A 16,165-nucleotide genomic window follows, 5' to 3' on the forward strand; every position below is an offset into this window, starting at 1 on the left:
AAACGAGTGCTGAATGGCCTACAGACACTTAAGAGCCGCTTTATAACAAGGGCTCTAAAAAGCTGTCAAGGAAGCCCCCCAGGCAAATGCGTACTAATGCGTGCTAATTCTTTCCTTAGAGTCAGACTCGCGTTTTTCATCCTTTGCAACTATCTCCGGAGCCACATCCGGCAAGGGCTCCGGCGCGTATTGCAGCGCAATTTGCAGGACCTCGTCAATCCATTTAACTGGTTTAATCTGCAGATCTTGCTTGATGTTGTCAGGAATTTCCTTCAGATCGCGTACGTTCTCTTCAGGAATGATCACCGTCTTGATCCCGCCACGGTGAGCCGCCAGCAGTTTTTCCTTCAAACCGCCGATCGCCAGCACTTGGCCACGCAGGGTAATTTCGCCGGTCATGGCGACGTCCGCGCGTACAGGAATCCCGGTCAATGCCGACACCAGGGCCGTGCACATGCCTACACCAGCGCTAGGGCCGTCCTTCGGGGTCGCCCCTTCCGGCATATGGATGTGCGTGTCGCGCTTCTCGTGGAAGTCCAGGGGGATCCCCAGGCTCTTGGCACGGCTGCGGACCACGGTCAGGGCGGCGGTGATCGATTCGACCATGACATCGCCCAGGGAACCGGTCTTGATCAACTGGCCTTTACCCGGTACGACAGCGGCTTCGATGGTCAACAACTCGCCGCCCACCTGAGTCCAGGCCAGGCCGGTCACTTGACCAATCTGATCCTGCGATTCGGCCAGGCCGTAGCGGAATTTGCGCACACCCAGGAAGTGTTCCAGCATCTCGGCAGTGACCTTCACCGAGAAGCGTTTTTCCAGTGCGTGCTCTTTGACCGTCTTGCGGCATACCTTGGCAATCTGGCGCTCAAGCCCCCGTACACCGGCTTCGCGGGTGTAGTAGCGGATGATGTCGCGGATCGCTTCAGCTTCGAATTCCAGCTCGCCTTTCTTCAAGCCGTTGGCAGCAATCTGCTTCGGCGAGAGGTATTTGACGGCGATGTTGATCTTCTCGTCTTCGGTGTAGCCCGGCAGACGAATCACTTCCATCCGGTCCAGCAGCGCCGGTGGAATGTTCATAGAGTTGGAGGTGCAAAGGAACATCACATCGGACAGGTCGTAATCGACTTCCAGATAGTGATCGTTGAAGTTGTGGTTCTGCTCCGGATCGAGCACTTCCAGCAACGCCGACGCCGGGTCACCACGCATGTCGCTGCCCATTTTGTCGATTTCATCGAGCAGGAACAGCGGGTTACGAACCCCAACCTTTGTCATCTTTTGAATCAATCTTCCTGGCATCGAACCGATGTAAGTCCGGCGATGACCACGAATTTCCGCTTCATCGCGCACGCCACCGAGGGCCATACGGACGAATTTGCGGTTGGTGGCGTGAGCAATCGACTCCGCCAGGGAAGTTTTACCCACCCCAGGAGGACCGACAAGGCATAACACCGGACCACGAATTTTCTTCACGCGCTTTTGCACGGCGAGGTATTCGAGGATGCGTTCTTTGACTTCGTCCAGACCGTAGTGGTCGGCGTCGAGAATGTCTTCGGCACGGGCCAGATCCAGACGCACTTTGCTCTGAGCCTTCCACGGCACCTGAACCAACCAGTCGATGTACGAACGCACCACGGTCGCTTCCGCAGACATTGGCGACATTTGTTTCAGCTTGTTCAGTTCGCCCTGGGCTTTAGCCAAGGCATCTTTTGGCAGACCCGCGGCATCGATGCGCTTTTTCAGCTCTTCGATTTCGTTGTGGCCTTCCTCGCTGTCGCCGAGCTCTTTCTGAATGGCCTTCATCTGCTCATTCAGGTAGTACTCGCGCTGACTGCGCTCCATTTGTTTTTTGACACGACCGCGAATGCGTTTTTCGACCTGCAGCAGGTCGATTTCGGCATCCAGCAACGCCAGGACGTGCTCGACCCGGGCCGACAAATCGATGATTTCGAGGATTTCCTGCTTCTGCTCGATCTTCAGGGCCATGTGCGCGGCCATGGTGTCGACCAGACGCCCAGGCTCGTCGATGCTGTTGAGCGACGACAGGACTTCAGCCGGGACTTTCTTGCCCAACTGCACATACTGTTCGAACTGAGCCAGCAGGCTACGGACAAACACTTCCGACTCGCGCTCAGGCGCGTCGACTTCGTCGATCAGCGAGACTTCGGCACGGCAGTGGCCGTCCACTTCGCTGAAGCGCTCCACGGCGCCCCGCTGCTCGCCTTCGACCAGAACCTTGACGGTGCCGTCAGGCAGCTTGAGCAGTTGCAGAACGGTGGCGATGGTACCTACGCGATAAAGTGCTTCTTCACCGGGATCGTCGTCAGCAGGGTTCCGCTGAGCCAGCAGAAGGATCTGCTTGTCGCCCGTCATCGCAGCCTCGAGGGCTTCGATGGATTTCTCGCGCCCCACGAACAGCGGGATAACCATGTGCGGATAAACCACGACATCACGCAATGGCAAGAGAGGCAATTCGATGGTTGTCTTCATGATTTCGCCTCTACGGCGGCCATAAGGCCGTAAACAGATGGAAGTAAGCTTGAAACCAAGATGGGGGCTGCTTTCAAAAAAAACAAGCGCAAAGAGGGTGTTAAAACGCTTTAAAAGAAAAGGGGCCCGAAGGCCCCTTCTTTATTCCAGCTGCGTGACGCTTATGCGTCTGGCGCGGCCTTGGCTGCCGGTTCACTGTTTTCGTAGATATACAGTGGCTTGGACTTGCCTTCGATTACGCTTTCATCGATCACTACTTTGCTCACCTCGGACTGCGAGGGGATTTCATACATAGTGTCGAGCAATACACCTTCGAGAATCGAACGCAGTCCACGGGCACCGGTCTTGCGTTCCAGGGCACGTTTGGCGACCGATTTCAGTGCGTCCGCCCGGAATTCCAGGTCCACGCCTTCCATCTCGAACAGCTTGGCGTACTGCTTGGTCAGAGCATTTTTCGGCTCGGTAAGGATCTGCATCAACGCAGCCTCATCAAGCTCGTCCAGCGTGGCGAGGACCGGCAGACGACCGACGAATTCCGGGATCAGACCGAACTTGACCAGATCGTCAGGCTCGACTTCACGCAGGGATTCACCGACTTTCTTGCCTTCTTCCTTGCTGCGCACCTCGGCGTTGAAGCCGATGCCGCCACGGGTGGAGCGCTGTTGAATAACCTTCTCCAGACCGGAGAACGCGCCACCACAAATGAACAGGATGTTACGGGTGTCGACCTGAAGGAATTCCTGCTGCGGATGCTTACGACCACCTTGCGGTGGAACGGAAGCGACCGTGCCTTCGATCAACTTGAGCAAGGCCTGCTGCACGCCTTCACCGGAAACGTCCCGGGTGATCGACGGGTTGTCAGACTTGCGCGAAATCTTGTCGATCTCATCGATGTAAACAATGCCCATCTGGGCTTTTTCTACATCGTAATCGCACTTCTGCAACAGTTTCTGAATGATGTTCTCGACATCTTCACCTACATAACCCGCCTCGGTGAGGGTGGTTGCGTCGGCGATGGTGAACGGAACGTTCAGCAAACGGGCCAGTGTTTCGGCAAGCAGGGTTTTACCCGAGCCTGTCGGGCCGATCAGCAAGATGTTGCTTTTGCCGAGTTCGACGTCGTCATTCTTTTTGTCACGCTGGTTCAGGCGTTTGTAGTGGTTGTACACCGCTACGGCCAGAACCTTTTTCGCACGCTCTTGACCAATCACATACTGATCAAGGATGCCGCTGATTTCTTTAGGCGAAGGCAATTTATGCGCGCTGCTCTCGGCCTGGGCTTCCTGCACCTCCTCACGGATGATGTCATTGCACAGGTCGACGCACTCGTCGCAGATAAAGACCGAGGGGCCGGCAATCAATTTGCGCACTTCATGCTGGCTTTTGCCACAGAAGGAGCAATAGAGCAGCTTGCCGTTGTCCTCGCCGTTGCGGGTGTCAGTCATTCGTTCGATCCAAATCCGATAGGCTTGCAACACAAGATGAAGGCTATTGCGGGCTTTTTCAAGCCCGCTAGTGATCGGAGCGGCCGACCAAGCCTATTTTGTGCTGCTTATTTAAGCGGGGCGCTGGCTGATCACTTCATCGATCAACCCGTACTCACGCGCGGCTTCTGCACTCATGAAGTTATCGCGGTTGGTGTCGCGCTCGATTTCTTCAAGCGTGTGCCCGCTGTGCTTGGCCATCAGCGTGTTGAGACGCTCACGAATGAACAGGATTTCCTTGGCATGGATTTCGATATCCGATGCCTGGCCCTGGAAACCGCCCAATGGCTGGTGAATCATCACACGCGAGTTCGGCAGGCAGAAACGCTTGCCAGCGGCACCGGCCGTCAGCAGGAAAGCGCCCATGCTGCACGCTTGACCGATACAAGTAGTCGATACGTTGGGTTTGATGAATTGCATGGTGTCGTAGATCGACATGCCTGCTGTCACCGAACCGCCCGGGGAGTTGATATAGAGATGGATGTCCTTGTCCGGGTTTTCCGCTTCAAGGAACAGCAGTTGCGCACAGATCAGGTTGGCCATGTAGTCCTCTACTGGGCCAACCAGAAAGATCACTCGCTCCTTGAGAAGGCGCGAGTAAATGTCGTAAGCGCGCTCGCCACGAGCAGACTGCTCGACAACCATCGGGACCAGGCCGCCTGCGGCCTGGATATCAGAGTTCTGCTGAATATACGAATTACGGAACATGCTCTGCAGTCACTCCCAAATAGTTATGTCTTGAATACGCATAAGCCAGCACGAAGGCTGGCTTATGGTGATTACTTCTTAGCGTAAAAGCGATCAGTCGGCTTGTGGAGCTTCTACCGGCTTGACTGCTTCTTCGTAAGAGACCGCTTTGTCGGTCACGTTAGCCTTCTGCAGAACAGTATCCACAACTTGTTCTTCCAGCACAACCGAACGGACTTCGTTCAGTTGCTGGTCGTTCTTGTAGTACCAGGACACAACCTGCTCAGGCTCTTGGTAGGCCGAAGCCATTTCCTGAATCATTTCGCGAACGCGGGCTTCGTCAGGCTTGAGGTCGAATTGCTTGACCACTTCAGCCACGATCAGACCCAGCACAACGCGGCGCTTGGCTTGTTCTTCGAACAGCTCGGCCGGCAGTTGGTCAGGCTTGATGTTGCCGCCGAACTGCTGAACAGCCTGCACGCGCAGACGGTCAACTTCGTTGGACAGCAGAGCCTTTGGCACTTCGATCGGGTTGGTGGTCAGCAGACCGTCCATTACCTGATTCTTGACCTTGGATTTGATCGCCTGACGCAGCTCGCGCTCCATGTTCTTACGAACTTCGGTGCGGAAGCCTTCCAGACCGGTTTCCTTGATGCCGAATTGAGCGAAGAATTCTTCGGTCAGTTCTGGCAGTTTTGGCTCGGAAACAGTGTTCACGGTCACGGTGAACTCAGCAGTTTTACCTGCCAGGTCGAGGTTCTGGTAGTCCTCTGGGAAGGTCAGGTTCAGAACGTGCTCTTCGCCGGCTTTAGCGCCAACCAGACCGTCTTCGAAACCAGGGATCATACGGCCGGAACCCAGAACCAGCTGAGTACCTTTGGCGGAACCGCCAGCGAACACTTCGCCGTCAACCTTGCCAACGAAATCGATGTTCAGTTGGTCTTCGTTCTGGGCAGCACGATCGGCTACTTCAAAACGAGTGTTCTGCTTGCGCAGGATTTCGAGCATTTTGTCCAGGTCAGCGTCAGCCACGTCAGCGCTCAGGCGCTCAACGGTGATACCGTCGAAACCAGCAACAGTGAACTCCGGGAACACTTCGAAAATCGCGACATATTCCAGATCTTTGCCAGCTTCGATCGATTTAGGCTCGATCGAAGGAGCGCCAGCCGGGTTCAGCTTCTGCTCAACAACAGCTTCGTAGAAGGAGGACTGGATTACATCACCAACAGCTTCCTGACGTGCATCAGCGCCAAAGCGACGCTTGATTTCACTCATTGGCACTTTGCCTGGACGGAAGCCAGCAATCTTGGCCTTTTGGGCGGTCTGCTGCAGACGCTTGTTGACCTGAGTCTCGATGCGCTCAGCCGGCACAGTGATGCTCATGCGGCGCTCAAGAGCAGAAGTATTTTCAACAGAAACTTGCATGGATATTCCTCGTTGCACAGACGTTAGCCGGCCGTTTCCGACCCCAGAATCAAGGGCATGCATTCTAGTGGGTCAAACTCAAGAAGTCACCCTACTGAAAACGGGTAAAAAAGCAGCAGGCAATTTATAGGCGAGGGACAAACGGTTGTGCCTCGCCCTGTTAGCAAATACAGCCAGTGAAACCAGGGCTCTGCACCAACCCTTCTATATATAGAAGAAGTTGCCAATTATCTCCCTGACAGCCGATCTTGCGAGCAAGGCCGGCGGGCGGCGCGGCATCATCGAGAAACATAAATACGACGAAACACCCCACCCCGGCGACCCAGAACCTGCAGCCGCTGAACACTCGAACCGCTAAAACAAAAAAGGCGCCAGACTGTTAAATCTGGCGCCTCTCGAAATATGGGGTGGACGAAGGGGATCGAACCCTCGACAACGGGAGTCACAATCCCGTGCTCTACCAACTGAGCTACGCCCACCATATTGCCTTACAAAGAAGCCAAACAACTTCCTTGCTGCGCTCCAACCCTGGCCAATGGCCTGAGTGAAGCTTTATTTGGTGCGGATGAAGAGACTCGAACTCTTACACCTTTCGGCGCTGGAACCTAAATCCAGTGTGTCTACCAATTCCACCACATCCGCAGTTGAAGCTGTTAAAGCAAAGGCGCCAGACTGTTAATCTGGCGCCTTTTGAAATATGGGGTGGACGAAGGGGATCGAACCCTCGACAACGGGAGTCACAATCCCGTGCTCTACCAACTGAGCTACGCCCACCATATAACGCTACTTGTGCCAAAGCTGCCTAATGGCGCACCCGGCAGGACTCGAACCTGCGACCATCCGCTTAGAAGGCGGATGCTCTATCCAGCTGAGCTACGGGCGCCTTATTAATCTGTACTCTTGGAGGACTACAAACTAAGTGCTTCCAGCCTCACAGAACCGTAATCCTGCTTGACCTTCTCATCCAGTGCTAGGCTGTGCCCGACAAGTGCGACGAATAATATAGAGCGCCCCAAAGGCCGTCAAATCCTTTTTAAAAAAAATTCATTTAATTAAAGGGCTTAGAGGAATTTGCAGACCAAGCGCCTTTGCCCTTGCCGCCTGACATGCGAGAATGCGCCCTCTTTTTTTCCCCTCTCGATGGTTAATCACGCGCAATGACTGCACAACTAATCGACGGCAAATCGATCGCCGCCAGCCTGCGCCAGCAGCTCGCCAAACGAGTTACCGAGCGTCGCCAGCAAGGCCTGCGTACGCCCGGCCTTGCGGTGATCCTGGTCGGCAGCGATCCTGCCTCTCAGGTTTATGTCTCGCACAAGCGTAAAGACTGTGAAGAGGTCGGCTTCCTGTCCCAGGCCTACGACCTGCCTTCTGAAACCACTCAAGAAGCGCTGACCGAGCTGATCGATGGCCTGAACGACGACCCGGCAATCGACGGCGTCCTGCTTCAGCTTCCTTTGCCTGCCCACCTGGACGCCTCCAAATTGCTGGAGCGCATTCGTCCGGATAAAGATGTCGACGGGTTCCACCCTTATAACGTCGGTCGCCTGGCCCAACGCATTCCGCTGCTGCGCCCGTGCACACCCAAAGGCATCATGACCCTGCTGGAAAGCACCGGTGTTGATCTTTACGGGATGGATGCTGTGATTGTCGGCGCCTCCAACATTGTTGGCCGCCCGATGGCGATGGAATTGCTGCTGGCCGGCTGCACCGTCACCGTCACCCACCGCTTCACCAAGGATCTGGCCGGTCACGTCGGCCGCGCCGATCTGGTCGTGGTAGCCGCCGGCAAGCCGGGCCTGGTTAAAGGTGAGTGGATCAAGGAAGGTGCGATCGTGATCGACGTCGGCATCAACCGCCAGGAAGACGGCAAGCTGGTCGGTGACGTGATCTATGAAACCGCGCTGCCCCGCGCTGGCTGGATTACCCCGGTACCGGGGGGCGTCGGCCCGATGACCCGCGCCTGCCTGCTGGAAAACACGCTGTACGCCGCAGAAACGCTGCACGGCTGATTCCATCGGCTACGCCGAACAGACAAGAAACCCCGCCATTGGCGGGGTTTCTTGTTTTCAGACACGGGACACTCAACGCCTTTTATCCTGCCAGCCCCGAGAACCCCACCTTCAAATCCCCTTTAATCTACAAGCTAGTTTGCCACCCGTTGTACCTGAGGTTTCTGATGGCGCTCTGAGCGACACCGGACATGACGGCCGAACACTTTCTGTTTGCGCGGCTCGACACTCTTAACATCCTGATCGGGGCGCATTTTGAATAAAAAGAACTGTTAGATCCGTTTAGTGAACAAGACCGACGCGATCAGCAGAACGTCGCCATGCTGGCGCCCCTGATCAAACGCAAACCCGACCCGCGGCGAACGATCAAAAGTGAGTCACTCCGGCGCCTGCTCGGCAACGGCAGGCATCAAAAAACATTAAATTTTCTTCATATAAAGCGCTCGTCATACAGGCGCCTAGCACTTTCGTGGCTCATACTCATAAAATGCGTCGTTTTTAAGAAACAGCCCGTAACAAAACGGCATATCCACCCTTATGAGTCCGCCCGCGTGAAAATCCGTCTTTCCATCCTGAGCCTATTTTTTGCGTTGACAGGGACTGTTATCACGCCAATGACCCACGCTGCGGAAACCACCGCAGCACCACGCGACGCCTCGCAACTCAAGATTGCTTCCGGCAGCGCTCTGCTGATGGATCTGCAGACCAACAAAATCATTTATTCCAACAATCCCGACGTGGTGGTGCCCATCGCCTCGGTCAGTAAACTGATGACTGGTCTGGTGGTGGTTGAAGCCCATCAGAACATGGACGAATACATCAACGTCGACATCAGCCATACGCCGGAAATGAAAGGCGTGTTCTCCCGGGTCAAGCTCAATAGCGAGCTACCGCGCAAGAAGATGTTGCTGATTGCGCTGATGTCCTCGGAGAACCGCGCTGCCGCCACCCTCGCCCACCATTACCCAGGCGGCTACGTCGCGTTCATTGCAGCCATGAACGCCAAGGCCAAGGCGCTGGGCATGTCCAGCACCCACTTCGTTGAACCCACCGGGCTTTCCCCGCGCAACGTCTCGACGGCTCGCGACCTGAGCAAATTGCTGATCGCTGCGCACAAATACCCGCTACTGACCGAACTGACCACCACCAAAGAAACCACCGTGGCGTTCCGCAAACCCAACTACACCCTGGGCTTTCACAACACCGATCATTTGGTGAAAAAGGCCAATTGGGACATCAAGATCACCAAGACCGGCTTTACCAATGAGGCCGGTCATTGCCTCGTCCTGGTGACCAGCATGGGCAATCGTCCCGTGGCGCTGGTAATTCTCGATGCATTCGGCAAGTACACACACTTTGCCGACGCCAACCGAATCCGCAGCTGGGTCGAAACGGGTCGCAGCACCGATGCGCCCTCCGTTGCCTTGCAATACAAAGCCGCGAAGAATCTGAAGCATCGTCAGAGTGGTGTGGTTGAAGCCTCGAAATAGGCCGGCGCCAGCAATAACAAAGCCCCGATTTGTCGGGGCTTTTTTTTATCGCGGATCCGTGGACTAATCGTTGGGCAGCGGCATCTGGTCGTCATCTGGAATGCCGTCCCCGGCACTCGGGTCTTTGTGGCCTTGCGGATGCTCCGTCGGTACCACCATGGGACGCGCCAACGGATCCCTCAGCGGGCTGTCCGGATCCAGCACAGGGTCGATGTCATCTTCGGGGGTAGTCGGGACGCTGTCCGGACGTTTGTCGTCAAAACTCGAATCGGTAGACATAAACACCTCACTGCACGTCAGGGTTTGAGATCAGCCAGTGGGTCATACGGTTTCGCCGGCTTCTTGTCGTCGTCGCCCGGTTTGATATCCCTGGGCGCCTTGGCAGGACCGACGGGATCGACCTGAGGGTCAGCGAGGTCCGGCGAGTCGGGATCGAAACCCAGCTCATTGCCAGAAGAATGCTCGGAAGAATGCGGACCGTCTGGGGTGGTGGAATGTGCCATGGACGCCTCCTTGAGTCTGGCCCGGAGAAATCCGGGCCCTACCCATAAGAGGCCAAGGGCACGCGACGGTGCCCTGGAGATGACGAACGGAGCTCACGAGACTTACTGAGCCTTCAACGCCTTGGTCGCCCGCGCCGCAGCCTGCTCTTGACCCGCCTGCCCCAGATCGCTCGCGGCCTTGAGCCAGCGTTGTTCATCGACCCTGGCCGGAATCTGGTTCGGCTTCTGGATCAGCACGGCCCAGCCGCCAGCATCCTTGAAGGATGACTCAAACGAATTGAAACCCATCAACAAGCGACGGTTCATCCCGGACCGCAACAACACCGTCTGCTTTTGACGGTTGTATCCGGCGAGGATGGCGTAGCGCGGTTCGGCCCAGAACGCCGAGCCTTCCGTGAAACGCACCATGACCGGATAACCGGCGGCGACCTGGGTCAACAACGCCGGCAGATTGCTATCGAGGGGATACACCACCATGCCGTATTCGCGGGCCAGGTTCTGCATGTTCTGCTGCAACTGAGCCTCGGCGCCCGGCAAATGCAGGGGTTTTTCCAGCAGCCCCGGCGTAATCACCACGCCTTGCTGGGACAACATGCTGGCGAGGACTTGCGGCCCGCTTTGATTGGCCTGGCCGCGGTAGAACGTACCGCTGAGTTCGACACGTTCCGGCAGACGCTTGACCTCCGGCGCCACGCTGCCCGCGCAACCCGCCAACAGGCTGACGCAGCCCATCACCAGCACTGCAGAACGAATTCGAGAAAATACCCGCACCATCATCACTCTCTTGTTCAGACGCCAGGCAATCGTGCCCCCGGCTTGGCCATTGATCATAGGACGCCATGCGACAGCGGTATAGCCTTAACCGGCAGTTGTTTGCATTCGATAGAGCGAAGTGGTTGGTGACAGGCGACCTTTGGTCAATAGCCTGAAACACAGCAGCGACTAGACTGTCACTTGCATAGCGTGTGCGCCCGCAGCAGGGCAAAGAGGAGGCACCGATGAGCCTGACAATGACAATCGTAATGCTGATTTCCGGCTGGCTGGCCGTTGCCGCCGCCATGTTATGGGGAGTCCTGCGTATCACCCGCCGGCACCATCACCACCCGGTGCAATCGGCACCTGCGAAACCCGATCAACCAACGGCGCGCCCCGCCACAGCGCACTGACCGGCGCTTTCAGCCCGCCAAACAAAAACGGCCGCCTGGACTCTTTCGAGTGCAGGCGGCCGTTCTGTTTAGCGCCGGTTAAGCTTCAGCAGCGATTCGCTTCTGCTTGGCCCGCCGGGACATCATGTTCAACCCCTCGATCGTGGCCGAGAACGCCATCGCCGCATAAACGTAGCCTTTCGGTACGTGGGCACCGAAGCCTTCGGCGATCAGCGTCATGCCGATCATGATCAGGAAGCCCAAGGCCAGCATCACTACGGTCGGGTTGTCGTTGATGAACTTGGCCAGCGGATCAGCGGCCAGCAACATCACCAGTACCGACACCACCACCGCGATGATCATGATCGGCAAATGCTCGGTCATGCCGACGGCGGTAATGATGCTGTCGATGGAGAACACCATGTCGAGGATCAGGATCTGCCCGATCGCCGCCGCAAAACCCAGGCTGACGCCGGAGGTGGCCGACTTCGGATCGTCCGGCGCCGGGTCCATGCTGTGATGGATTTCAGTGGTCGCCTTCCACAACAGGAACAAGCCACCGGCGATCAAAATCATGTCCTTCCAGGAGAACGTCTGGCCGAGGATGTCGAGCACCGGTTCGGTCAGCTGGACGATGAAGGCGATGGTGCTCAACAGCGCCAATCGCAGGATCAGCGCCATGCCGATACCGATGCGGCGCGCTTTCTGCCGATGCTGTTCCGGCAGTTTATTAGTCAGGATCGAAATGAAGATCAAGTTATCGATGCCGAGCACGATTTCCATGACGATCAACGTGGCCAGGGCGACCCAGGCGGTGGGGCTGGCGGCTAGTTCTACAAGGTATTCCATGGGTCAGTCCTGACTCGCTGTAAGACGGATTAGATTTCCTGAGACGAAGATTCGGATTTCTCTTTATCTTCGCCCGCTTGCTCTTTCTTGCTGATCAGGCCGCCGGTGGCGTCGCTGAGGGCCTGTTCGGCGGCCTTATGGGTGTCGTCGATGGCCTGTTTGGCGGTCTCGGTGGCCTTGCCCATCAGTTGTTGGGCGCTCTTTTCGGCTTGGTCGCAACCGGCCAATACCAGTAAAGACGTGATTAACACTGCCGTAGCGGTAAGTTTCATGGGCTTTCCTCGTTAGAACGGACAGGCGCGAAAAGGCACCCCGTCGATAGCGAGGCATTCTATGCAGGCGAACACTTCAGGAAAATTCGTTTTTTTAACGGGTATACTTCGGGTTTAACGAAGTGTAGGTCGCCATGCTGAATTATCGACAGCTGCATTACTTCTGGGTGGTGGCCAAGACCGGCAGCATCGTCCGCGCCTGCGAGCAACTGAACCTGACGCCACAAACCATCAGCGGGCAGATTTCCCTGTTCGAGCAAACCTACGGCATCGAGTTGTTTCGCCGGGTCGGCCGTAATCTGGAACTCACCGAGGCCGGGCGCCAGACCCTGCCCTACGCCGAGCAGATGTTCCAGCTCGGTGGCGAACTGGAGCTGATGCTCCGCGCCCAGCCCAATGAGCAGCAGATTCTGTTCCGGGTCGGCGTAGCGGACGTGGTGCCAAAATCCATCGTCTATCGACTGATCGCGCCGACCATGGAATTGAGCGAGCCGCTGCGCATCACCTGCCGCGAGGACAAACTGGAACGTTTGCTCGCCGACCTGGCGATCCAGCGCCTGGACCTAGTGATCTCCGACAGCCCGATGCCGTCGCACCTGGACATCAAGGGCTACAGCCAGAAACTCGGTGAATGCGGGATCAGTTTTTTTGCGACAAAAGAATTGGCGGCGCAATACGGCCAGGATTTCCCGCGCAGCCTGCACGGCGCACCGCTGCTGATTCCCGGGCCGGAAACCGTGGTGCGCAGTCGTTTGCAGCGCTGGTTTGCCGAGCAGCAGATTCAGCCGCGGATCGTCGGTGAGTTCGACGATAGCGCGTTGATGCAGGCCTTCGGTCAATCCGGCAGCGGGATTTTCATTGGCCCGAGCGTGATTGCCGACGAGGTGAAACGCCAATACGGCGTGGAATTGATCGGCCAGACCGACGCAGTGACCGAGTCGTTCTATGCCATTTCAGTGGATCGCAAGGTCAAGCACCCCGGCATTGTCGCCATTACCGAAGGTGCCCGACGCGAGCTGTTTACTGAACTATGACCGGCTCACGCGGCTTCATGGTCATCAGCGCCATGGCTAGCAGGATCGAAGCCAGGATGAAAGCAGCCGCCGCAAAACCCAGGCCACTCAGGCCGACAGCGTTGATCACCCGACCGCCAACCATCGCGCCGAGGCCAATCCCGAGGTTGGCCCCGGCGATGTTCAGCGACGCGGCAAAGGCCGGCGCCTCGGGAGCGGCTTTCATCAAACGCACATGGCTGACCAAAAACAGGGCTGCTTGAGTGATCCCCCAAATGCCCATCGCCGCCGCCAGACCGAGCGGCGAATGAATGTTCGGCACCAACGCGATCATGCCGGCAATCAAGAACGCGCAGAACATCATCGACGCGATCAGCGGATGACGATCCACCGCACGGCCGCCCCACCAGTTGCCGATCAGCCCCACCGCACCGAAGCCCATCAGGCACCAGCCGACCAGTGTGCCATTGAAACCGGCCAGGCGTTCAAGAATGTCCGCCAGGTAGGTATAAGCGGTGAACATGCCGGTAAACACCAGAATCGACAGCAGCACATGACCGATCATCAACGGGCTGCGCAAGATTTTGAACTGTGAACGAAAGCTCACTTGATTCTGATGCAGGATGGTTCTCGGCAAGTAGATAAACAGCAGCAAAGCCTTGGCAAACGCGATCACCGCCAGAATGCCGAAGGCGCTGCGCCAGCCGAATGCATCGGAAATCAGCGTACCGACCGGAATGCCAAACACCATGGCGCAGACAATCCCGAACCCGATCTTGGAAATGGCCCGTCCAGCATGATCCGGTCCGACGATGTCCACCGCTGTTTCACTGGCCAGGGCCCAGAACACCGGTAAGCCTAGCGCTGGAATCAACCGGGCAAAGGCCATCACCCAGATATTTGGCGCTAACGCTGCGACGGTGTTGGCCACGCCAAACATGATCAGCACCGAGATGAACAGTTTGCGCCGCTCGAACCGGGCGAAGTACGCCGTCAGGAACGGGCCGAACGCGGCCACGGTAAAGGCGAACAAGGTCACCAGCAATCCTGCTTGGGGAATGCTGACCTCAAGGTCCCGAGCGAGCGCCGGCAACAGGCCGACGATGATGAATTCCGTGGTCAGCACCGTGAAACCGGCGGCCGACAACAGAAGAATGGGCAGCAGCATGTGGAACTCCAGAAAACGACGACAGCAGCGATAGCCCGAAGGCCCGCTGGCAGAACTTGAAAATGAGGAGGGCGAATCTTAACAGAGTGTTTCCGAACCGGGTTGCATGAACCTGCCTATTGCGTTGAAACCTGAGTGGCAGATCGTCACAGGTCTGAAGGATCGAGACGACCCTGTGATAAAGTCCGCGCCCTGCGATTCGTACACCCTGTTCATCGGCCAGTTGCTGGCATTGATGTCGCGATACCCCCTCGGTTCCTCCATGTAGCCTGCCCTGCTTACTGCTGCGTGACCTGCGGAACCCTGTACCTAAAAAATCAGAGATACCGTTATGAGCGCTTCATCCCCTTCCCTACTGCACCGTTTGAAACGCACCAGCCTGGTCACGCAAATCGTCATCGGCCTGATCGCCGGCATCGCCCTGGCCCTGTTCGCACCGGAAGTGGCGAAGTCCACCGCGTTCATCGGCAAAGTGTTTGTAGCGGCCCTTAAAGCCGTCGCACCGATCCTGGTGTTCGTGCTGGTCATGGCCTCGATCGCCAACCACAAACACGGCCAGGAAACCCACATCCGGCCGATTCTGTTTCTTTATCTATTGGGTACCTTTGCTGCCGCCGTGGTCGCGGTGGTTGCCAGCACGCTGTTCCCGTCGAGCCTGGTGCTGGCGACGCATGATGTTGCGGTAACTGCGCCGGGCGGTATCGGTGAAGTGCTGCAAAGTCTGCTGCTGAGCGTGGTCGACAACCCGGTCAGTGCGCTGATGAACGCCAACTTCATCGGCATTCTGGCGTGGGCAATCGGCATGGGCGTTGCCATTCGCCACGCCGGTGACACCACCCGCGAGGTACTGGGCGACTTGTCCAACGGCGTGACCTTGATCGTGCGTCTGGTGATTCGCTTTGCGCCACTGGGGATTTTCGGGCTGGTGGCTTCGACCCTGGCGACCTCGGGTTTTGGTGCCCTGATCGGCTACATGCACCTGCTGGCGGTATTGCTGGGCTGCATGGTGTTTGTGGCGCTGGTGATGAACCCGGCCATCGTGTTCTGGAAACTGCGGCGTAATCCTTATCCGCTGGTGCTGATGTGCCTGCGGGAAAGCGGCATCACCGCGTTCTTCACCCGCAGTTCGGCGGCGAACATTCCGGTCAATCTGGAATTGAGCAAGCGCCTGGGTTTGCATGAAGACACCTACTCGGTGTCGATCCCGCTCGGTGCGACCATCAACATGGCTGGTGCGGCGATCACCATCACCGTGTTGACCCTGGCGGCCGTGCATACGCTAGGGATTACTGTGGATATTCCGACGGCCATTTTGCTCAGCGTTGTCGCAGCAATTTGCGCCTGTGGCGCTTCGGGCGTGGCGGGTGGTTCGTTGTTGCTGATTCCACTGGCGTGCAGCCTGTTTGGCATTCCGAGTGAAATCGCCATGCAGGTGGTGGCGGTGGGTTTCATTATTGGTGTGTTGCAGGACTCGGCGGAGACGGCGTTGAATTCGTCTACCGATGTGTTGTTTACCGCCGCAGCGTGTTTGGGCGAAGACGAGAAAGCCCGGCGTTTGGTGTAAAAGATCAAAAGATCGCAGCCTCGTTTCACTCGACAGCTCCTACAGAGTGAAACGAGGCTGCGA

General features: G+C 57.0%; 14 protein-coding genes and 4 tRNA genes. 4 read left to right on the plus strand and 14 right to left on the minus strand.

Annotated features, from left to right (window positions below; all coding sequences use genetic code 11):
- Positions 1 to 93: 93 nt before the first annotated feature.
- From lon to ACA071_RS20675, 8 genes are all read right to left on the minus strand, one after another.
- Entirely contained in the window at positions 94 to 2,490 is a 2,397-nt protein-coding gene (gene lon / locus ACA071_RS20640; RefSeq protein WP_497640853.1) for an endopeptidase La, read from the minus strand.
- A gap of 161 nt (positions 2,491 to 2,651) precedes the next feature.
- Positions 2,652 to 3,935, minus strand: coding sequence for an ATP-dependent Clp protease ATP-binding subunit ClpX (gene clpX / locus ACA071_RS20645; RefSeq protein WP_497640854.1), 1,284 nt, complete (start codon positions 3,933 to 3,935; stop codon positions 2,652 to 2,654).
- Positions 3,936 to 4,046: 111 nt separating this feature from the next.
- Positions 4,047 to 4,682 (minus strand): ATP-dependent Clp endopeptidase proteolytic subunit ClpP, encoded by a 636-nt coding sequence (gene clpP, locus ACA071_RS20650; RefSeq protein WP_008148423.1) that lies wholly within the window; start codon positions 4,680 to 4,682, stop codon positions 4,047 to 4,049.
- A 93-nt stretch (positions 4,683 to 4,775) separates the two neighbouring features.
- Positions 4,776 to 6,086 carry a trigger factor gene (tig, locus tag ACA071_RS20655; RefSeq protein ID WP_497640855.1) on the minus strand — a complete coding sequence of 437 codons (1,311 nt, stop codon included), beginning with the start codon at positions 6,084 to 6,086 and terminating at the stop codon, positions 4,776 to 4,778.
- A 403-nt stretch (positions 6,087 to 6,489) separates the two neighbouring features.
- Positions 6,490 to 6,565 (minus strand) — tRNA-His (locus tag ACA071_RS20660).
- A 78-nt stretch (positions 6,566 to 6,643) separates the two neighbouring features.
- Positions 6,644 to 6,728: transfer RNA gene (locus tag ACA071_RS20665), tRNA-Leu, on the minus strand.
- Positions 6,729 to 6,784: 56 nt separating this feature from the next.
- Positions 6,785 to 6,860, minus strand: a tRNA-His gene (locus ACA071_RS20670).
- Between the two features lie 32 nt (positions 6,861 to 6,892).
- Positions 6,893 to 6,969 (minus strand) — tRNA-Arg (locus ACA071_RS20675).
- Positions 6,970 to 7,243: 274 nt separating this feature from the next.
- On the opposite strand from ACA071_RS20675, the gene folD reads away from it, so the two are divergent.
- Positions 7,244 to 8,098: a bifunctional methylenetetrahydrofolate dehydrogenase/methenyltetrahydrofolate cyclohydrolase FolD gene (gene folD, locus ACA071_RS20680; RefSeq protein ID WP_497640856.1), complete on the plus strand. Its 855-nt coding sequence runs from the start codon at positions 7,244 to 7,246 to the stop codon at positions 8,096 to 8,098.
- 551 nt (positions 8,099 to 8,649) lie between these two features.
- Positions 8,650 to 9,588 (plus strand): D-alanyl-D-alanine endopeptidase, encoded by a 939-nt coding sequence (pbpG, locus tag ACA071_RS20685; RefSeq protein ID WP_497640857.1) that lies wholly within the window; start codon positions 8,650 to 8,652, stop codon positions 9,586 to 9,588.
- Positions 9,589 to 9,651: 63 nt separating this feature from the next.
- Here the strand turns inward: pbpG and ACA071_RS20690 are convergent, their stop codons facing one another.
- The 5 genes from ACA071_RS20690 to ACA071_RS20710 form a co-directional block, all read right to left on the minus strand.
- On the minus strand, positions 9,652 to 9,867 hold the full coding sequence (locus ACA071_RS20690) for a hypothetical protein (RefSeq protein ID WP_497640858.1): 216 nt from the start codon (positions 9,865 to 9,867) through the stop codon (positions 9,652 to 9,654).
- 17 nt (positions 9,868 to 9,884) lie between these two features.
- Positions 9,885 to 10,091, minus strand: a complete 207-nt coding sequence (locus tag ACA071_RS20695; protein WP_497640859.1) for a DUF6021 family protein — start codon at positions 10,089 to 10,091, stop codon at positions 9,885 to 9,887.
- Positions 10,092 to 10,193: 102 nt separating this feature from the next.
- Positions 10,194 to 10,922 carry a peptidase C39 family protein gene (locus ACA071_RS20700; protein ID WP_497640860.1) on the minus strand — a complete coding sequence of 243 codons (729 nt, stop codon included), beginning with the start codon at positions 10,920 to 10,922 and terminating at the stop codon, positions 10,194 to 10,196.
- A gap of 413 nt (positions 10,923 to 11,335) precedes the next feature.
- Positions 11,336 to 12,085, minus strand: coding sequence for a TerC family protein (locus ACA071_RS20705; RefSeq protein WP_497640861.1), 750 nt, complete (start codon positions 12,083 to 12,085; stop codon positions 11,336 to 11,338).
- Positions 12,086 to 12,114: 29 nt separating this feature from the next.
- Entirely contained in the window at positions 12,115 to 12,357 is a 243-nt protein-coding gene (locus ACA071_RS20710; protein ID WP_497640862.1) for a hypothetical protein, read from the minus strand.
- A gap of 134 nt (positions 12,358 to 12,491) precedes the next feature.
- Between ACA071_RS20710 and nhaR the strand changes: the two genes are divergently transcribed.
- Positions 12,492 to 13,391 carry a transcriptional activator NhaR gene (gene nhaR / locus ACA071_RS20715; protein WP_497640863.1) on the plus strand — a complete coding sequence of 300 codons (900 nt, stop codon included), beginning with the start codon at positions 12,492 to 12,494 and terminating at the stop codon, positions 13,389 to 13,391.
- Here the strand turns inward: nhaR and ACA071_RS20720 are convergent.
- Positions 13,378 to 14,538, minus strand: a complete 1,161-nt coding sequence (locus ACA071_RS20720; protein WP_497640864.1) for an MFS transporter — start codon at positions 14,536 to 14,538, stop codon at positions 13,378 to 13,380. The genes nhaR and ACA071_RS20720 overlap by 14 nt on opposite strands.
- A 331-nt stretch (positions 14,539 to 14,869) precedes the next feature.
- Here ACA071_RS20720 and sstT point away from each other — a divergent pair, with 331 nt between their 5' ends.
- Positions 14,870 to 16,102: a serine/threonine transporter SstT gene (gene sstT / locus ACA071_RS20725; RefSeq protein WP_497640865.1), complete on the plus strand. Its 1,233-nt coding sequence runs from the start codon at positions 14,870 to 14,872 to the stop codon at positions 16,100 to 16,102.
- Positions 16,103 to 16,165 lie beyond the last annotated feature (63 nt).

It is taken from the genome of Pseudomonas sp. LBUM1646 (assembly GCF_059716165.1).